We start from the raw sequence: 14,702 nt of genomic DNA on the forward strand, positions 1-14,702 counted from the left end.
AGCTTAGAGCGCCAAGCTAACAAGCGGCGAGCGGCCCTGGCCGGTGGCGAGGTGTGCGGCTTGTAGCGCGTGGTGGTCTTTTATGGTATAAAACGCGCCGCTCGAACGGGCCCCACCCGTCGAGCCTTAATCCGCACACGCATCGACACGGTATTCTGGGTGCCCGAAAGGGTTGAATATCGGGATGCGTGGAGGCCTAACCCGACTTATCGAGGAATGACCATGTCCCAAGTCAACATGCGCGATATGCTGAAGGCCGGTGTGCACTTCGGCCACCAGACCCGCTACTGGAACCCGAAAATGGGCAAGTACATTTTCGGCGCGCGCAACAAGATCCACATCATCAACCTGGAAAAGACCCTGCCGATGTTCAACGAAGCCCTGAGCTTCGTCGAGAAGCTGGCTTCCGGGAAGAACAAGATCCTCTTCGTCGGCACCAAGCGCTCCGCTGGCAAGATCGTTCGCGAAGAAGCCACCCGCTGCGGTATGCCCTACGTCGATCACCGCTGGCTCGGCGGCATGCTGACCAACTACAAGACCATCCGTGCGTCCATCAAGCGTCTGCGTGACCTGGAAACCCAATCCCAGGACGGCACCTTCGCCAAGCTGACCAAGAAAGAAGCCCTGATGCGCACCCGCGACCTGGAAAAACTGGATCGCAGCCTGGGCGGCATCAAGGACATGGGCGGCCTGCCGGATGCCATGTTCGTCGTCGACGTCGACCACGAGCGCATTGCCATCACCGAAGCCAACAAGCTGGGCATTCCGGTCATCGGTATCGTCGATACCAACAGCAGCCCGGAAGGCGTTGACTACATCATCCCGGGTAACGACGACGCCATTCGCGCCGTCCAGCTGTACCTGACCGCCATGGCCGATGCCGTGCTGTCCGGTCGCCAGAACGCTGCCGGCGGTCCTGACGAGTTCGTCGAGGAAGCCGCTTCCGAGGCCGCCGAAGGCTGAGGTCGAGTCATCTAGCGATACCCGGTGCGCAAGAAGGGGGCTAGGCCCCCTTTTTGCCACCTTTCGAATTGAAAGCGCCCGGCACGCCGGGTGGAATGGTTGAAGACCTATCCAAGAGGATTGCGAACATGGCAGAGATTACTGCAGCCCTGGTTAAAGAACTGCGCGAGCGTACCGGCCTGGGCATGATGGATTGCAAGAAGGCGCTGACCGCCGCCGGTGGCGACATCGAGAAGGCTATCGACGACATGCGTGCCGCCGGTGCCATCAAGGCCGCCAAGAAGGCCGGCAACATCGCCGCCGAAGGCGCCATCGCCGTCAAGGTGGCCGACGACAACAAGGCCGCCGTGATCATTGAAGTCAACTCGCAGACCGACTTCCTGGCCCTGCAGGACGACTTCAAGGCGTTCGTCGCCGGCAGCCTGGATCAGGCCTTCAGCGAGAAGCTGACCGACGCCGCTCCGCTGGTCGAGTCCCGCGAAGAAGCCCGCCTGGCGCTGGTTGCCAAGTGTGGTGAGAACGTCAACATCCGTCGCCTGACCCGCGTCGAGGGCGATGTGGTTGGTGCTTACCTGCACGGCCATCGCATCGGCGTCGTGGTTGCCCTCAAAGGCGGCAACCCGGACCTGGCGAAGGATATCGCCATGCACGTGGCTGCCAGCAACCCGCAGTTCCTCGACCCGTCCCAGGTTTCCGAAGAGGCCGTGGCCAAGGAGAAGGAAATCTTCCTGGCGCTGAACGCCGAGAAGATCGCCGGCAAGCCGGAAAACATCGTCGAGAACATGGTCAAGGGTCGCATCAGCAAGTTCCTCGCCGAGGCTAGCCTGGTCGAGCAGCCCTTCGTCAAGGACCCGGAAGTCAAGGTTGGCGATCTGGCCAAGAAAGCCGGTGCCGAGATCGTTTCCTTCGTGCGCTACGAAGTGGGCGAGGGTATCGAGAAGGTCGAGGTCGACTTTGCTGCCGAAGTTGCTGCCCAGGTCGCCGCGACCAAGCAGTAAGGCGCTTACGACTGTCGTTTCGAAGAGGCTGCCCGCTCACGCGTGCGGCCTTTTCGTCAAACTGGGAAGGTGTTTTTGGGGCGCTTCCCGGTGCGTGCACCCAGCCCCGTCGACACCGTGCGTGTCACTCGAACAAAGCGCGGGCGCCACAAGCCCGTACAGAATCTGAACGCCGCAGGAGAGACTGGTAATGGCTCAGCAGGTGAGTGGTCGTCAACCTCGCTATAAACGCATTCTTCTCAAACTCAGCGGCGAGGCCCTGATGGGCTCCGAAGACTTCGGCATCGATCCCAAGGTGCTCGACCGCATGGCGCTTGAGGTCGGCCAGTTGGTCGGCATCGGCGTGCAGGTCGGCCTGGTGATCGGTGGCGGCAACCTGTTCCGCGGTGCCGCGTTGTCCGCCGCCGGCATGGATCGGGTCACCGGCGACCACATGGGTATGCTCGCCACGGTGATGAACGCCCTGGCCATGCGCGATGCCCTGGAGCGCTCGAATATTCCAGCGCTGGTGATGTCGGCGATCTCCATGGTCGGGGTGACCGACCACTATGATCGGCGCAAGGCCATGCGCCACCTAAAAAGCGGCGAAGTGGTGATCTTCTCCGCCGGCACCGGCAATCCCTTCTTTACTACCGATTCGGCCGCCTGCCTGCGCGCCATCGAAATCGATGCGGATGTGGTACTCAAGGCGACCAAGGTCGATGGCGTGTACACTGCTGATCCTTTCAAAGACCCCAACGCCGAGAAGTTCGAGCGTCTGACCTACGACGGCGTGCTCGACCGCAAGCTCGGCGTGATGGATTTGACAGCCATCTGCCTGTGCCGCGACCACAAGATGCCGTTGCGGGTCTTCAATATGAACAAACCGGGCGCCCTGCTGAACATTGTCTTGGGTGGCGCCGAAGGAACCCTGATCGAGGAGTCGAACGAATGATCAACGAGATCAAGAAAGACGCGCAGGAGCGCATGAAGAAGAGCCTGGAATCGCTGGACCATGCTTTTGCCAAGATCCGTACCGGGCGTGCCCATCCCAGCATCCTGGACAGCGTGATGGTGTCCTACTACGGCAGCGACACGCCGCTGCGCCAGGTGGCTAACGTGGTGGCGGAAGATTCCCGCACCCTGGCCTTGACCGTGTTCGACAAGAGCATGATCCAGGCGGTGGAAAAGGCCATCATGACTTCCGATCTGGGGCTGAATCCGGCCACCGCTGGCACCACCATTCGCGTGCCGATGCCGGCGCTTACCGAGGAAACCCGCAAGGGCTACACCAAGCAGGCGCGCCAGGAAGCGGAAAACGCCCGGGTTGCCGTGCGCAATATCCGTCGCGATGCGCTGGCCCAGCTCAAGGATCTGGTGAAGGAGAAGGAGATCAGCGAAGACGAAGAGCGCCGTGCCGCCGATGAGGTGCAGAAGCTCACCGACAAGTACGTCAGCGACATCGACAAGGCGCTCGAGAACAAGGAAACCGATCTGATGGCTGTCTGACGGCCGCGGGGACCTTTTCCATGGATAAGACGAAACAGCCCGCCAAGGCGATTGTGCCGCGCCATGTGGCAATCATCATGGATGGCAACAATCGCTGGGCTCGCAAGCGCCTGCTGCCCGGTGTCGCCGGGCACAAGGCGGGCGTGGATGCCGTGCGCGCGGTGATCGAAGTCTGTGCGGAGGCCGGTGTCGAGGTGCTGACCCTGTTCGCCTTCTCCAGCGAAAACTGGCAGCGCCCGGCCGAAGAGGTGGGCGCGCTGATGGAGCTGTTTCTTGGCGCGTTGCGCCGGGAAGCGCGCAAGCTGAACGAAAACGATATCCGCCTGCGCATCATCGGTGATCGCACGCGCTTCCACCCGGAGCTGCAGGCGGCGATGGCGGAGGCCGAGGCGTTGACGGCGGGCCATCAGCGCTTCGTTTTGCAGATCGCTGCCAACTATGGCGGCCAGTGGGATATCGCCCAGTCCGCGCAGCAATTGGCGCGCGAAGTCCAGGCCGGCCGGCTGCAGCCGGAGCAGATCACGCCTGAACTGCTGCAGAGCCGCTTGGTCACAGGAGATCTACCGCTGCCGGATTTGTGCATTCGCACGGGGGGAGAACACCGCATCAGCAATTTCCTGCTCTGGCAATTGGCTTATGCCGAGCTGTATTTCTCCGAGCTGTACTGGCCGGACTTCAAACACGACGCCATGCGCAAGGCGCTGGCCAATTTCGCTACCCGCCAGCGCCGCTTCGGCAAGACCAGCGAGCAGGTGGAAGCCGAGGCTCGGGCTCAATGCTGAAGCAACGAATCATTACCGCACTCCTGCTGCTGCCCATCGCGCTGGGTGGCTTCTTCTTCCTGCAGGGGCTGTATTTCGCGTTGTTCATTGCTGCCGTGGTGGTCCTGGCCGCCTGGGAGTGGGCGCGTCTTGCTGGCGTCGAGGGGCAGGCGTCGCGTGTGGCCTACGCTGTGCTGGTTGGCGCCTTGCTGGGCGTGCTCTACGTCTTGCCGGGATTGGCGCCTTTCGTGCTGGGCGTGGGCATGCTCTGGTGGCTGGCAGCGATTCCCCTGGTGCTTGGTTACCCGGACAGCAGTCGCTACTGGGATGGTGCGCCGGGTCGCCTGGCCATCGGTCTGCTGATCCTGCTGCCGGCCTGGCAGGGCCTGGTGCTGCTCAAGCAGTGGCCCCTGGGTAACTGGCTGATCCTGGCGGTCATGGTGCTGGTGTGGGGTGCCGACATCGGCGCCTATTTCGCCGGCAAGACGTTCGGCAAGCGTAAGCTGGCGCCGCGCGTCAGTCCGGGGAAAAGCTGGGAAGGATTGGTCGGCGGCCTGTTGGCCAGCCTGCTGATCACCTTGGGCGTCGGCCTCTATCGCCAGTGGGCAGTGGGTGAGCTGGTGCTGGCGCTCGGCGGTGCAGCCTTGGTGGTGCTGGTCTCGGTGATCGGCGATCTCACCGAGAGCATGTTCAAGCGCCAGTCCGGGATGAAGGATAGCAGCAGCCTGTTGCCCGGTCATGGCGGCGTGCTCGATCGCATCGATAGCCTGACCGCCGCGGTACCGTTGTTTGCCGTCCTGCTCTGGGCGGCCGGCTGGGCGACGCTGTGAGCCAGCCGCAGCAGATAACGGTGCTGGGGGCGACGGGCTCCATCGGCCTCAGCACCCTGGATGTGATTTCTCGTCACCCCGAGCGCTACCGAGTATTCGCCCTCAGTGCCTTCAGTCGCCTGGCTGAGCTGGAGGCGCTGTGCTTGCTATACCGACCGCGCTACGCGGTGGTTGCCGACGAAGCAGCGGCTCGCCACCTGCAAGGCGGCCTGCTTGCGGCTGGTCTGAATACCCGTGTGCTTGCTGGCGAGGGTGGGCTTTGCGAAGTGGCGGCCCATCCCGAGGTGGATGCGGTGATGGCGGCCATTGTCGGCGCTGCCGGGCTCAAGCCTACCTTGGCGGCGGTGGAGGCCGGCAAGAAGGTGTTGCTGGCCAACAAGGAAGCGCTGGTAATGTCCGGTGCCCTGTTCATGCAGGCGGTCAAGCGCAGCGGCGCGATCCTGCTGCCGATCGATAGCGAGCACAACGCCATCTTCCAGTGCCTGCCCTCCAATCACGGCGATGGCCTGGCCGCCATCGGCGTAAGGCGGATACTGCTCACCGCCTCCGGCGGGCCGTTCCGCGAAACCCCATTGGCCGAGCTGGCCGAGGTTTCTCCCGAGCAGGCCTGCGCCCATCCGAACTGGGCGATGGGGCGAAAAATTTCGGTGGATTCAGCGAGCATGATGAACAAGGGCCTGGAGCTGATCGAAGCCTGTTGGCTGTTCGATGCTCGCCCCGCGCAGGTGGAAGTGGTCATCCATCCGCAGAGCGTGATCCATTCGCTGGTCGACTATGTCGACGGTTCGGTGCTGGCGCAGTTGGGCAACCCGGACATGCGCACTCCGATCAGTCATGCCCTGGCCTGGCCCGAGCGCATCGACTCCGGCGTCGCGCCCCTGGATTTGTTCGCGGTCGCCCGACTGGATTTCCAGGCGCCCGACGAGCAGCGTTTCCCTTGCCTGCGTCTTGCCCGGCAAGCCGCCGACGCGGGCGGTACCGCGCCGGCGTTGCTGAACGCAGCCAACGAAGTGGCGGTCGCGGCCTTTCTCGAACGGCGTATTCGCTTCCCCGAGATCGCGAGTATCATCGCGGAAGTACTGAATCTTCAGTCTGCCGCTGCGGTCGAAGGCCTCGATGTGGTGCTGGCGGCCGACAGCCAAGCGCGAGCCCTTGCCAGGCAATGGCTGGAACGCCACGGGCGCTGAGTCCGGAGGAAATCGATGAATCTGCTTTATATGTTCATGGGTACCCTGGTGGCACTGGGTGTCCTGGTTACCTTTCACGAGTTCGGCCACTTTTGGGTGGCGCGGCGTTGTGGCGTGAAGGTGCTGCGTTTTTCCGTGGGGTTCGGCTCGCCCCTGCTGCGTTGGCATGATCGCCGCGGTACCGAATTCGTCATTGCAGCCATTCCCCTCGGGGGCTACGTGAAAATGCTGGACGAGCGCGAGGGTGACGTGCCTGTCGAGCAGCTTGACCAAGCATTCAACCGCAAGCCTGTGGGGCAGCGCATCGCCATCGTTTCGGCGGGGCCGATTGCCAATTTCCTGCTTGCCATATTGTTCTTCTGGATTCTCGCCATGCTGGGTAGCCAGCAGGTGCGGCCGGTCATCGGCTCGGTCGAGCCGGGCAGCCTGGCGGCTCAGGGTGGCTTGGCGCCGGGCCAGGAGATCGTGTCGGTCGATGGCGAGCCGACCAGTGGCTGGGCGGCGGTGAATCTGCAACTGGTCCGGCGATTGGGTGAAAGCGGCACGCTCGACCTGAGCGTGCGCGAGCCGGGCAGCACGTTGGAAAGCCCTCGTCGCCTGGCGCTGAACGAATGGATGCGCGGTGCAACGGAGCCCGACCCGATCGCCGGGCTGGGTATCAAGCCATGGCGCCCGGCGGTTCCGCCGTTGCTGGCAAGCTTCGACGAAGAGGGTCCGGCGCACGCCGCCGGGCTGCGCAACGGCGACCGGTTGCTGAGCCTGGACGGCGAGGCACTGGACGATTGGCAGCAGTTCGTCGATCGCATCCAGGGCAATCCGGGCAAGCGGGTGGTCTTCAAGGTCGAACGCAGCGGGCAGGTTATCGAGGTGCCGTTGACGCTCGCTGCGCGGGGCGAGGGCGAGGCCCTTCGAGGCTACCTCGGGGCGGGTGTGCAGGGTGTCGACTGGCCTGACGAAATGCTGCGCGATGTGCGCTTCGGCCCCCTGGAAGCCCTGGGGGAGGGACTCAAGCGTACCTGGAGCATGAGCCTGCTGACCCTGGACTCGCTGAAGAAAATGCTCTTCGGCGAGCTCTCGGTAAAAAACTTGAGCGGGCCGATAACCATTGCTAAAGTGGCGGGCGCTTCTGCCCAGTCCGGAGTGGGGAACTTTTTGAATTTCCTCGCCTATCTGAGCATAAGCCTGGGGGTTCTCAATCTGTTGCCTATCCCTGTTCTCGATGGGGGGCATCTGCTGTTTTATCTGATCGAGTGGGCGCGTGGTCGCCCCTTGTCGGAGCGGGTGCAGGCTTGGGGGGTACAGATCGGCATCAGCTTGGTCCTCGGAGTGATGTTGCTCGCTCTGGTCAACGATTTAAGCCGTCTGTAACGCATCGCTGAGTTCCGAATCTGCCGCTTCTGCGGCAGATTTTATTATCAGTTGGAATAAGAAAGGACTTCATGAAACGTCTGCTGCTACCTGTGGCGCTCGCCGCATTGATGATCGCCGAAGTTCACGCCGAGTCCTTCACCATCTCCGATATTCGCGTCAACGGCTTGCAGCGGGTTTCCGCCGGTAGCGTATTCGGGGCGCTGCCCCTGAACGTCGGCGAGCAGATCGACGACCGCCAGTTGGTGGAAGCGACCCGCGAGCTATTCAAGACCGGCTTCTTCCAGGATATCCAGCTGGGCCGCGACGGCGACGTGCTGGTGATCAACGTGGTCGAGCGTCCGTCGATTTCCGGCATCGAGATCGAGGGCAACAAGGCGATCAGCACAGAAGACCTGCTCAAGGGCCTGAACCAGTCCGGCCTCTCCGAAGGCGAGATCTTCCAGCGCGCGACCCTCGAGGGCGTGCGTAACGAACTGCAGCGCCAGTATGTAGCCCAGGGCCGCTATTCGGCGGAGATTGAGGCCGAAGTGATCCCGCAGCCGCGCAACCGCGTAGCGTTGAAGATCAATATCAACGAAGGCACGGTCGCTGCGATCCAGCACATCAACGTGGTCGGCAACTCGGTATTCCCTGACGAAGACCTGCTGTCGCTGTTCGAGTTGAAAACCACCAACTGGCTGTCCTTCTTCAAGAACGACGACAAGTACGCCCGCGAGAAACTGTCCGGTGACCTGGAGCGCCTGCGCTCCTATTACCTGGATCGCGGCTACATCAATATGGATATCTCCTCCACCCAGGTATCCATCACGCCAGACAAGAAGCACGTCTACATCACCGTCAACGTCGACGAGGGCGAGAAATTTACCGTCAGCGACGTCAAGCTGTCCGGTGACCTCAAGGTTCCGGAAGAAGACGTTCGCGCCTTGCTGCTGGTGCAGCCCGGTCAGGTGTTCTCGCGCAAGGTGATGACCACCACCTCCGAGCTGATCACCCGGCGCCTGGGCAACGAGGGTTATACCTTCGCCAACGTCAACGGCGTGCCTGAAGCCAACGACGAAGACAATACCGTCGCCATCACCTTCGTGGTCGATCCGGGCAAGCGCGCTTACGTCAATCGCATCAACTTCCGCGGCAATACCAAGACCGAAGACGAGGTGCTGCGCCGTGAAATGCGTCAGATGGAAGGTGGCTGGGCGTCGACCTACCTGATCGATCAATCCAAGGCCCGCCTGGAGCGCCTGGGCTACTTCAAGGAAGTCAACGTCGAAACGCCGCAGGTGCCGGGCACCGACGACCAGATCGACGTCAACTACAGCGTCGAGGAGCAGCCCTCCGGCTCGATCACTGCGAGCATCGGCTTCGCGCAGAATGCCGGTCTGATCCTTGGCGGCTCGATCAGCCAGAACAATTTCCTCGGTACCGGTAACAAGGTCAGCGTCGGCCTGACCCGTAGCGAGTACCAGACCCGCTACAACTTCGGCTTCGTCGATCCCTACTGGACGGTCGATGGTGTCAGCCTCGGCTACAACGCCTTCTACCGCAGCACCGACTACGACGAACTTGATGTCGACGTATCCAGCTACGCGGTCGACAGCTACGGCGGTGGCCTGAGCATCGGTTATCCGATCAGCGAGACATCGCGCCTGACCTTTGGCCTGACGGTGCAGAACGACTCGATCAACACCGGTCGCTATACCGTCGACGAGATTTTCGATTTCCTCGAGCAGGAAGGGGACAGCTACCTCAACCTGAAGGCCTCTGCTGGCTGGTCCGAGTCGACCCTCAACCGCGGTGTGCTGGCCAACCGTGGCCATTCGCAGAGCCTGGTATTCGAAACCACCGTGCCGGGTAGCGACCTGTCGTTCTACAAACTCGATTACCGTGGCCAGCTGTTCAAGCCACTGAGCGACAACTACACGCTGCGCCTGCACACCGAGTTGGGCTATGGCGACAGCTACGGCTCGACCTCCGATCTGCCGTTCTACGAGCACTACTACGCGGGCGGTTTCAACTCCGTGCGTGGCTTCAAGGACAGCACCCTCGGCCCTCGCAGCACGCCGAGCGACGGCAGCAACCCCGGCACGCTCAGCGATCCGGACCAGGACCCGCGGCCGTTCGGTGGCAATGTTCTGGTGCAGGGCGGGGTCGAACTGTTGTTCCCGATGCCGTTCGTCAAGGACCAGCGTTCCCTGCGTACCGCATTCTTCTGGGATGTGGGTAACGTGTTCGATACCAATTGTGGTTCGCGCAACGACTGCAATGGCATCGATGCTGGCGAGCTGGCCAGTTCCGTCGGCCTTGGCTTGACCTGGATCACCGCGCTCGGCCCGTTGAGCTTCAGCCTGGCCATGCCGATCGTCAAACCGGACGATGCCGAAACCCAGGTGTTTCAATTCTCCCTCGGCCAGACCTTCTAAGGTCGGCCAATACTTGCTTCTTGCAGGAGTGTAGCGTGCGTAAGTTGACTCGATTGGCTCTGTTCAGCCTGGCTCTGGTAGTGACTCCGGCATTTGCCGAGATGAAGATCGCGGTGCTGAATTACCAGATGGCATTGCTGGAATCCGATGCGGCCAAGAAGTATGCGGTGGATGCGGAGAAGAAGTTTGGTTCGCAGCTGAACAAGCTGAAGACTCTCGAGAGCGATGCCAAGCGCATTCAGGATCGCCTGGTCAAGGACGGGGAGAAGATGCAGCAGGCCGAGCGCGAGCGTCTCGAACTCGAATTCAAGCAAAAGGCCCGTGACTTCCAGTTCCAGTCCAAGGAACTCAACGAAGCCAAGGCCATCGCCGACCGCGACATGCTCAAGCAACTGAAGCCGAAGCTCGACCAGTCGGTCGAGGAAGTGATCAAGAAGGGCGGATACGACCTGGTGCTCGAGCGCGGTGCGGTGATCGATGTCAAACCCCAGTTCGACATCACCCGTCAGGTCATCGAGCGCATGAATCAGCTGCGCTGATCATGGCCGCGACAGTCTTTACCCTCGGCCAGCTGGCCGAGCGCCTGGGCGCCACCCTGCGGGGCAGTGCGGAGAGGGCGATCAGCGGGCTGGCTACCTTGCAGGAAGCCGGCCCCGATCAGCTGACTTTCCTGGCGAATCCCCAGTATCGCAAGTACCTGGCCGACAGCCGTGCCGGTGCGGTCCTGCTGAAGGCCGCGGATGCAGGGGCGTATGCCGGCGACGCGCTGCTGGTGGCTGACCCCTATCTGGCCTATGCCGAACTGTCCCACCTGTTCGATCGCAAACCGCAGGCCACTGCTGGTGTGCACGCGACGGCGCTGGTGGCGGCCGATGCACAGATCGATGCCAGTGCCAGTATCGGGCCCTATGCTGTGATCGAATCGGGTGCATGCATCGAAGCCGGTGTCACCATCGGTGCTCATTGCGTCGTCGGTGCGCGCAGTCGGATTGGCGAGGGTGGCTGGTTGGCCCCGCGGGTCACCGTCTACCACGACGTGCGAATCGGCAAGCGAGTGGTCATCCAGTCCGGCGCTGTGATTGGCGGCGAAGGTTTCGGGTTCGCCAACGACCGCGGCACTTGGCGCAAGATTGCCCAGATCGGTGGTGTCTGCATTGGCGACGACGTCGAGATCGGTGCCAACACCACCATCGATCGTGGTGCCCTGGCCGATACCCTGATCGGCAACGGCGTGAAGCTGGACAACCAGATCATGATCGCGCACAACGTGCAGGTCGGCGATCACACCGCGATGGCGGGCTGTGTCGGCATTTCCGGCAGCACCAGGATCGGCAAGCACTGCATGATTGCCGGCGGCGTCGGCATGGTTGGCCATATCGAGGTCTGCGATAACGTCTTCGTCACCGGCATGACCATGGTGACCCGCTCGATCAGCGAGCCGGGGGCGTACTCGTCGGGTACCGCCATGCAGCCTGCCGGAGAGTGGAAGAAGAGCGCGGCGCGCATTCGCCAGCTCGACGATATGGCGCGTCGCCTGCAAGCCCTGGAAAAACGCCTGCCGGCCGTGACCTCCGACCAGGATGCTTCATCTGATGCGTGACCCGCGCTTGTCGCGTGTCTCCATTCTTAATCACAGGCTTCCCCGGACATGATGGACATTAACGAGATTCGCGAATACCTGCCGCATCGCTACCCTTTCCTCTTGGTGGATCGTGTGGCGGAACTGGATGTTGAAGGCAAGCGCATTCGCGCCTACAAGAATGTCAGCATCAATGAGCCGTTTTTCAATGGGCACTTTCCGCAGCACCCGATCATGCCGGGCGTGCTGATCATCGAAGCGATGGCCCAGGCCGCCGGCATCCTCGGTTTCAAGATGATGGGTGTGAAGCCCTCGGACGGCACCCTCTACTATTTTGTCGGTTCGGACAAGCTGCGCTTCCGTTCTCCGGTACTGCCGGGGGATCAGTTGGTCCTTGAGGCCCGCTACCTGAGCAACAAGCGCAGCATCTGGAAGTTCGAATGTGTCGCCAGCGTAGACGGCAAGGAAGTCTGTTCCGCTGAAATCATCTGTGCGGAACGCAAGCTATGAGTTTGATCGACCCTCGCGCGATCATCGACCCGACGGCCAAGCTGGCAGACGACGTTCAAGTCGGGCCCTGGTCCATCGTCGGGCCCGATGTGGAAATCGGCGAGGGTACTGTCATCGGCCCCCATGTGATCCTCAAGGGGCCGACGCGCATCGGTAAGCACAATCGCATCTACCAGTTTTCCTCGGTTGGCGAAGACACTCCGGACCTCAAATACCAAGGCGAGCCGACCCGGCTGGTGATTGGCGACCACAACGTGATCCGCGAGGGTGTGACCATCCATCGCGGCACCGTGCAGGATCGCTCGGAAACCACCCTGGGCAATCACAACCTGATCATGGCCTATGCCCACATCGGCCACGACAGCGTGATCGGCAACCATTGCATCCTGGTCAACAACACCGCATTGGCCGGGCACGTGCACATCGATGACTGGGCGATTCTCTCCGGCTATACGCTGGTGCACCAATTCTGCCGTATCGGCGCCCACAGCTTTTCCGGCATGGGAACAGCCATCGGCAAGGACGTGCCGGCGTACGTCACGGTATTCGGCAACCCGGCCGAGGCACGCAGCATGAACTTCGAAGGCATGCGCCGGCGCGGCTTCAGTGCCGATGCCATCGCTGCCTTGCGTCGCGCCTACAAGGTGGTCTACCGCCAGGGCCTGACGGTCGAGCAGGCGCTGGTCGAACTGGCCGATGCCGCCGCACAGTTCCCGGAAGTCGCTATCTTCCGCGACTCCGTGCAGGCGTCGACCCGCGGCATAACCCGCTGATCATGGCTGGTAGACTGCGCGTCGCACTCGTCGCAGGCGAGGCGTCCGGGGATGTGCTCGGCGCCGGCCTGATGCAAGCCCTCAAGGCCAAGCATGCCGAAGTCGAATTCATCGGCGTCGGCGGTCCGCTCATGCAGGCCGAGGGGCTGCAGTCCTATTTTCCGATGGAGCGCCTGGCGGTCATGGGGCTGGTGGAGGTGCTGGGTCGCCTGCCCGAGCTGCTGTCCCGCCGCAAGCGCCTGTTCAAATCCCTGGTCGAGGCCAGGCCCGATGTCTTCGTCGGCATCGATGCACCCGACTTCAATCTGGATCTGGAGCTCAAGCTGCGCCGTGCCGGCATCAAGACCGTGCACTACGTCAGCCCGTCGGTCTGGGCCTGGCGGCAGAAGCGCGTATTGAAGATCCGTGAAGCCTGCGACCTGATGCTCACCCTGTTCCCGTTCGAGGCGCAGTTCTACGACGCCCAGAACGTGCCGGTGCGCTTTGTCGGTCACCCGCTGGCCGATGCCATTCCGGTGCAGGCCGATCGGGCTGCCGCACGGGAGCGCCTGGATCTGCCGCAGGACAACTATGTTCTGGCGCTGATGCCGGGCAGTCGCGGCGGTGAGGTGGCGCGCCTGGGCGAGCTGTTCCTCGACGCCGCCGAGCGGCTGCGCAGCCTGCGGCCCGGCGTGCAGTTCGTCGTGCCTTGTGCCACTCCGGAGCGGCGCGCGCAGTTGGAGCGCATGCTGGCCGACCGCGACCTGCCGCTTCGCCTGCTCAACGGCAAGTCCCACGAGGCGCTGGCCGCCTGCGATGCAGTGTTGATCGCGTCGGGTACCGCGACCCTCGAGGCATTGCTGTTCAAGCGGCCGATGGTGGTGGCCTACCGCGTTGCACCGCTGACCTATCGCATCCTGCAGCGGCTGGTGAAGAGCCCCTATGTTTCCCTGCCCAACCTGCTTGCCGAGCGATTGCTGGTACCGGAGCTATTGCAGGATGCCGCGACGCCCGAGGCCCTGGCGCAGTTGCTGGCGCCGCTCCTGGGCGGTGGGGAAGTGCAGACCCACGGCTTCGACGTGATCCATCGCGCACTGCGTCGCGACGCATCCAGCCAGGCCGCCGAGGCGGTGCTGGACGTGGCGGGGCGACCCTGATGCAGCTGGGTCTGGATTTCAGCCTGGTCGAGGAGCTGGTCGCCGGCGTCGACGAAGTCGGGCGCGGTCCGCTGTGCGGGCCGGTGGTGACTGCGGCAGTGATCCTCGATCCGGCGCGGCCGATTGTCGGCCTCAACGATTCGAAGAAGCTCACCGAAGCGCGGCGCGAGCTGCTGTTCGATGAAATCCGCGAGAAGGCCCTGGCCTGGTGCATTGCCCGTGCCGAAGTGGAAGAAATCGATCGGCTGAACATCCTGCACGCCACCATGCTGGCCATGCAGCGCGCCGTCGAGGGTCTGAGCGTGGCGCCCAGGCTGGCGCTGATCGACGGCAATCGCTGTCCGAAGCTCTCCGTGCCCTCGGCGCCCGTGGTACAGGGCGACGCCCGGGTGCCGGCCATCGCCGCCGCCTCGATCCTGGCCAAGGTCAGCCGCGACCGCGAGATGCGCGAGCTCGACCAGCTGTACCCGGGCTATGGCATGGCTGGGCACAAGGGCTATCCCACCGCAGAGCATCTTGCCGCCTTGCAGCGCCTGGGGCCGACCGCGATCCATCGGCGTTCGTTCGCTCCCGTGCGCAATCTGCTCGAGATGGTCGAACAGAGCGTCTCCCTCGCAGTTGTGGTCGATAGCGCCGCGGTCTGAGCCACCCGGCCGGCGTGTCGGCCGGGCTGCCGCTGAACGCTTCAA

Annotated in this window: 15 protein-coding genes; all 15 read left to right on the forward strand. The window is 62.8% G+C overall.

Features of this window, described 5'->3' with window-relative positions; translation table 11 throughout:
* Positions 1-222 precede the first annotated feature (222 nt).
* The 15 genes from rpsB (at position 223) to rnhB (ending at position 14,657) form a co-directional block, all read left to right on the forward strand.
* Entirely contained in the window at positions 223-963 is a 741-nt protein-coding gene (gene rpsB / locus ACWKV7_RS12250) for a 30S ribosomal protein S2 (RefSeq protein ID WP_483857949.1), read from the forward strand.
* 128 nt (positions 964-1,091) lie between these two features.
* Positions 1,092-1,961, forward strand: a complete 870-nt coding sequence (gene tsf / locus ACWKV7_RS12255) for a translation elongation factor Ts (protein WP_483857950.1) — start codon at positions 1,092-1,094, stop codon at positions 1,959-1,961.
* A gap of 190 nt (positions 1,962-2,151) precedes the next feature.
* Entirely contained in the window at positions 2,152-2,895 is a 744-nt protein-coding gene (pyrH, locus tag ACWKV7_RS12260) for a UMP kinase (protein ID WP_483857951.1), read from the forward strand.
* On the forward strand, positions 2,892-3,449 hold the full coding sequence (gene frr / locus ACWKV7_RS12265) for a ribosome recycling factor (RefSeq protein WP_483857952.1): 558 nt from the start codon (positions 2,892-2,894) through the stop codon (positions 3,447-3,449). The genes pyrH and frr overlap by 4 nt, the downstream gene beginning before the upstream one ends.
* A gap of 20 nt (positions 3,450-3,469) precedes the next feature.
* On the forward strand, positions 3,470-4,231 hold the full coding sequence (gene uppS / locus ACWKV7_RS12270; RefSeq protein ID WP_483857953.1) for a polyprenyl diphosphate synthase: 762 nt from the start codon (positions 3,470-3,472) through the stop codon (positions 4,229-4,231).
* A complete protein-coding gene (locus ACWKV7_RS12275) occupies positions 4,225-5,040 on the forward strand; it encodes a phosphatidate cytidylyltransferase (RefSeq protein WP_483857954.1) in 816 nt (271 codons plus the stop codon). Before uppS ends, ACWKV7_RS12275 begins: the two co-directional genes overlap by 7 nt.
* Complete coding sequence (gene ispC, locus ACWKV7_RS12280) at positions 5,037-6,227, forward strand: 1-deoxy-D-xylulose-5-phosphate reductoisomerase (RefSeq protein ID WP_483857955.1); 1,191 nt, start codon at positions 5,037-5,039, stop codon at positions 6,225-6,227. The genes ACWKV7_RS12275 and ispC overlap by 4 nt, the downstream gene beginning before the upstream one ends.
* Before the next feature lie 15 nt (positions 6,228-6,242).
* A complete protein-coding gene (gene rseP, locus ACWKV7_RS12285) occupies positions 6,243-7,595 on the forward strand; it encodes a sigma E protease regulator RseP (RefSeq protein WP_483857956.1) in 1,353 nt (450 codons plus the stop codon).
* A gap of 71 nt (positions 7,596-7,666) precedes the next feature.
* Positions 7,667-10,015, forward strand: a complete 2,349-nt coding sequence (bamA, locus tag ACWKV7_RS12290; protein ID WP_483857957.1) for an outer membrane protein assembly factor BamA — start codon at positions 7,667-7,669, stop codon at positions 10,013-10,015.
* A gap of 35 nt (positions 10,016-10,050) precedes the next feature.
* On the forward strand, positions 10,051-10,554 hold the full coding sequence (locus ACWKV7_RS12295; RefSeq protein ID WP_483857958.1) for an OmpH/Skp family outer membrane protein: 504 nt from the start codon (positions 10,051-10,053) through the stop codon (positions 10,552-10,554).
* Between the two features lie 2 nt (positions 10,555-10,556).
* Positions 10,557-11,615, forward strand: a complete 1,059-nt coding sequence (gene lpxD / locus ACWKV7_RS12300) for a UDP-3-O-(3-hydroxymyristoyl)glucosamine N-acyltransferase (protein ID WP_483857959.1) — start codon at positions 10,557-10,559, stop codon at positions 11,613-11,615.
* A 48-nt stretch (positions 11,616-11,663) separates the two neighbouring features.
* Positions 11,664-12,104, forward strand: coding sequence for a 3-hydroxyacyl-ACP dehydratase FabZ (gene fabZ, locus ACWKV7_RS12305; RefSeq protein ID WP_483857960.1), 441 nt, complete (start codon positions 11,664-11,666; stop codon positions 12,102-12,104).
* The gene (gene lpxA, locus ACWKV7_RS12310) at positions 12,101-12,877 is read left to right on the forward strand and encodes an acyl-ACP--UDP-N-acetylglucosamine O-acyltransferase (protein WP_483857961.1); all 777 of its coding nucleotides are present in this window, start codon (positions 12,101-12,103) and stop codon (positions 12,875-12,877) included. The genes fabZ and lpxA overlap by 4 nt, the downstream gene beginning before the upstream one ends.
* Positions 12,878-12,879: 2 nt before the next feature.
* On the forward strand, positions 12,880-14,013 hold the full coding sequence (gene lpxB, locus ACWKV7_RS12315) for a lipid-A-disaccharide synthase (RefSeq protein ID WP_483857962.1): 1,134 nt from the start codon (positions 12,880-12,882) through the stop codon (positions 14,011-14,013).
* Positions 14,013-14,657, forward strand: coding sequence for a ribonuclease HII (gene rnhB / locus ACWKV7_RS12320; RefSeq protein ID WP_483857963.1), 645 nt, complete (start codon positions 14,013-14,015; stop codon positions 14,655-14,657). The genes lpxB and rnhB overlap by 1 nt, the downstream gene beginning before the upstream one ends.
* Positions 14,658-14,702: the final 45 nt, after the last annotated feature.

The organism is Zestomonas ipomoeae (genome assembly GCF_057128665.1).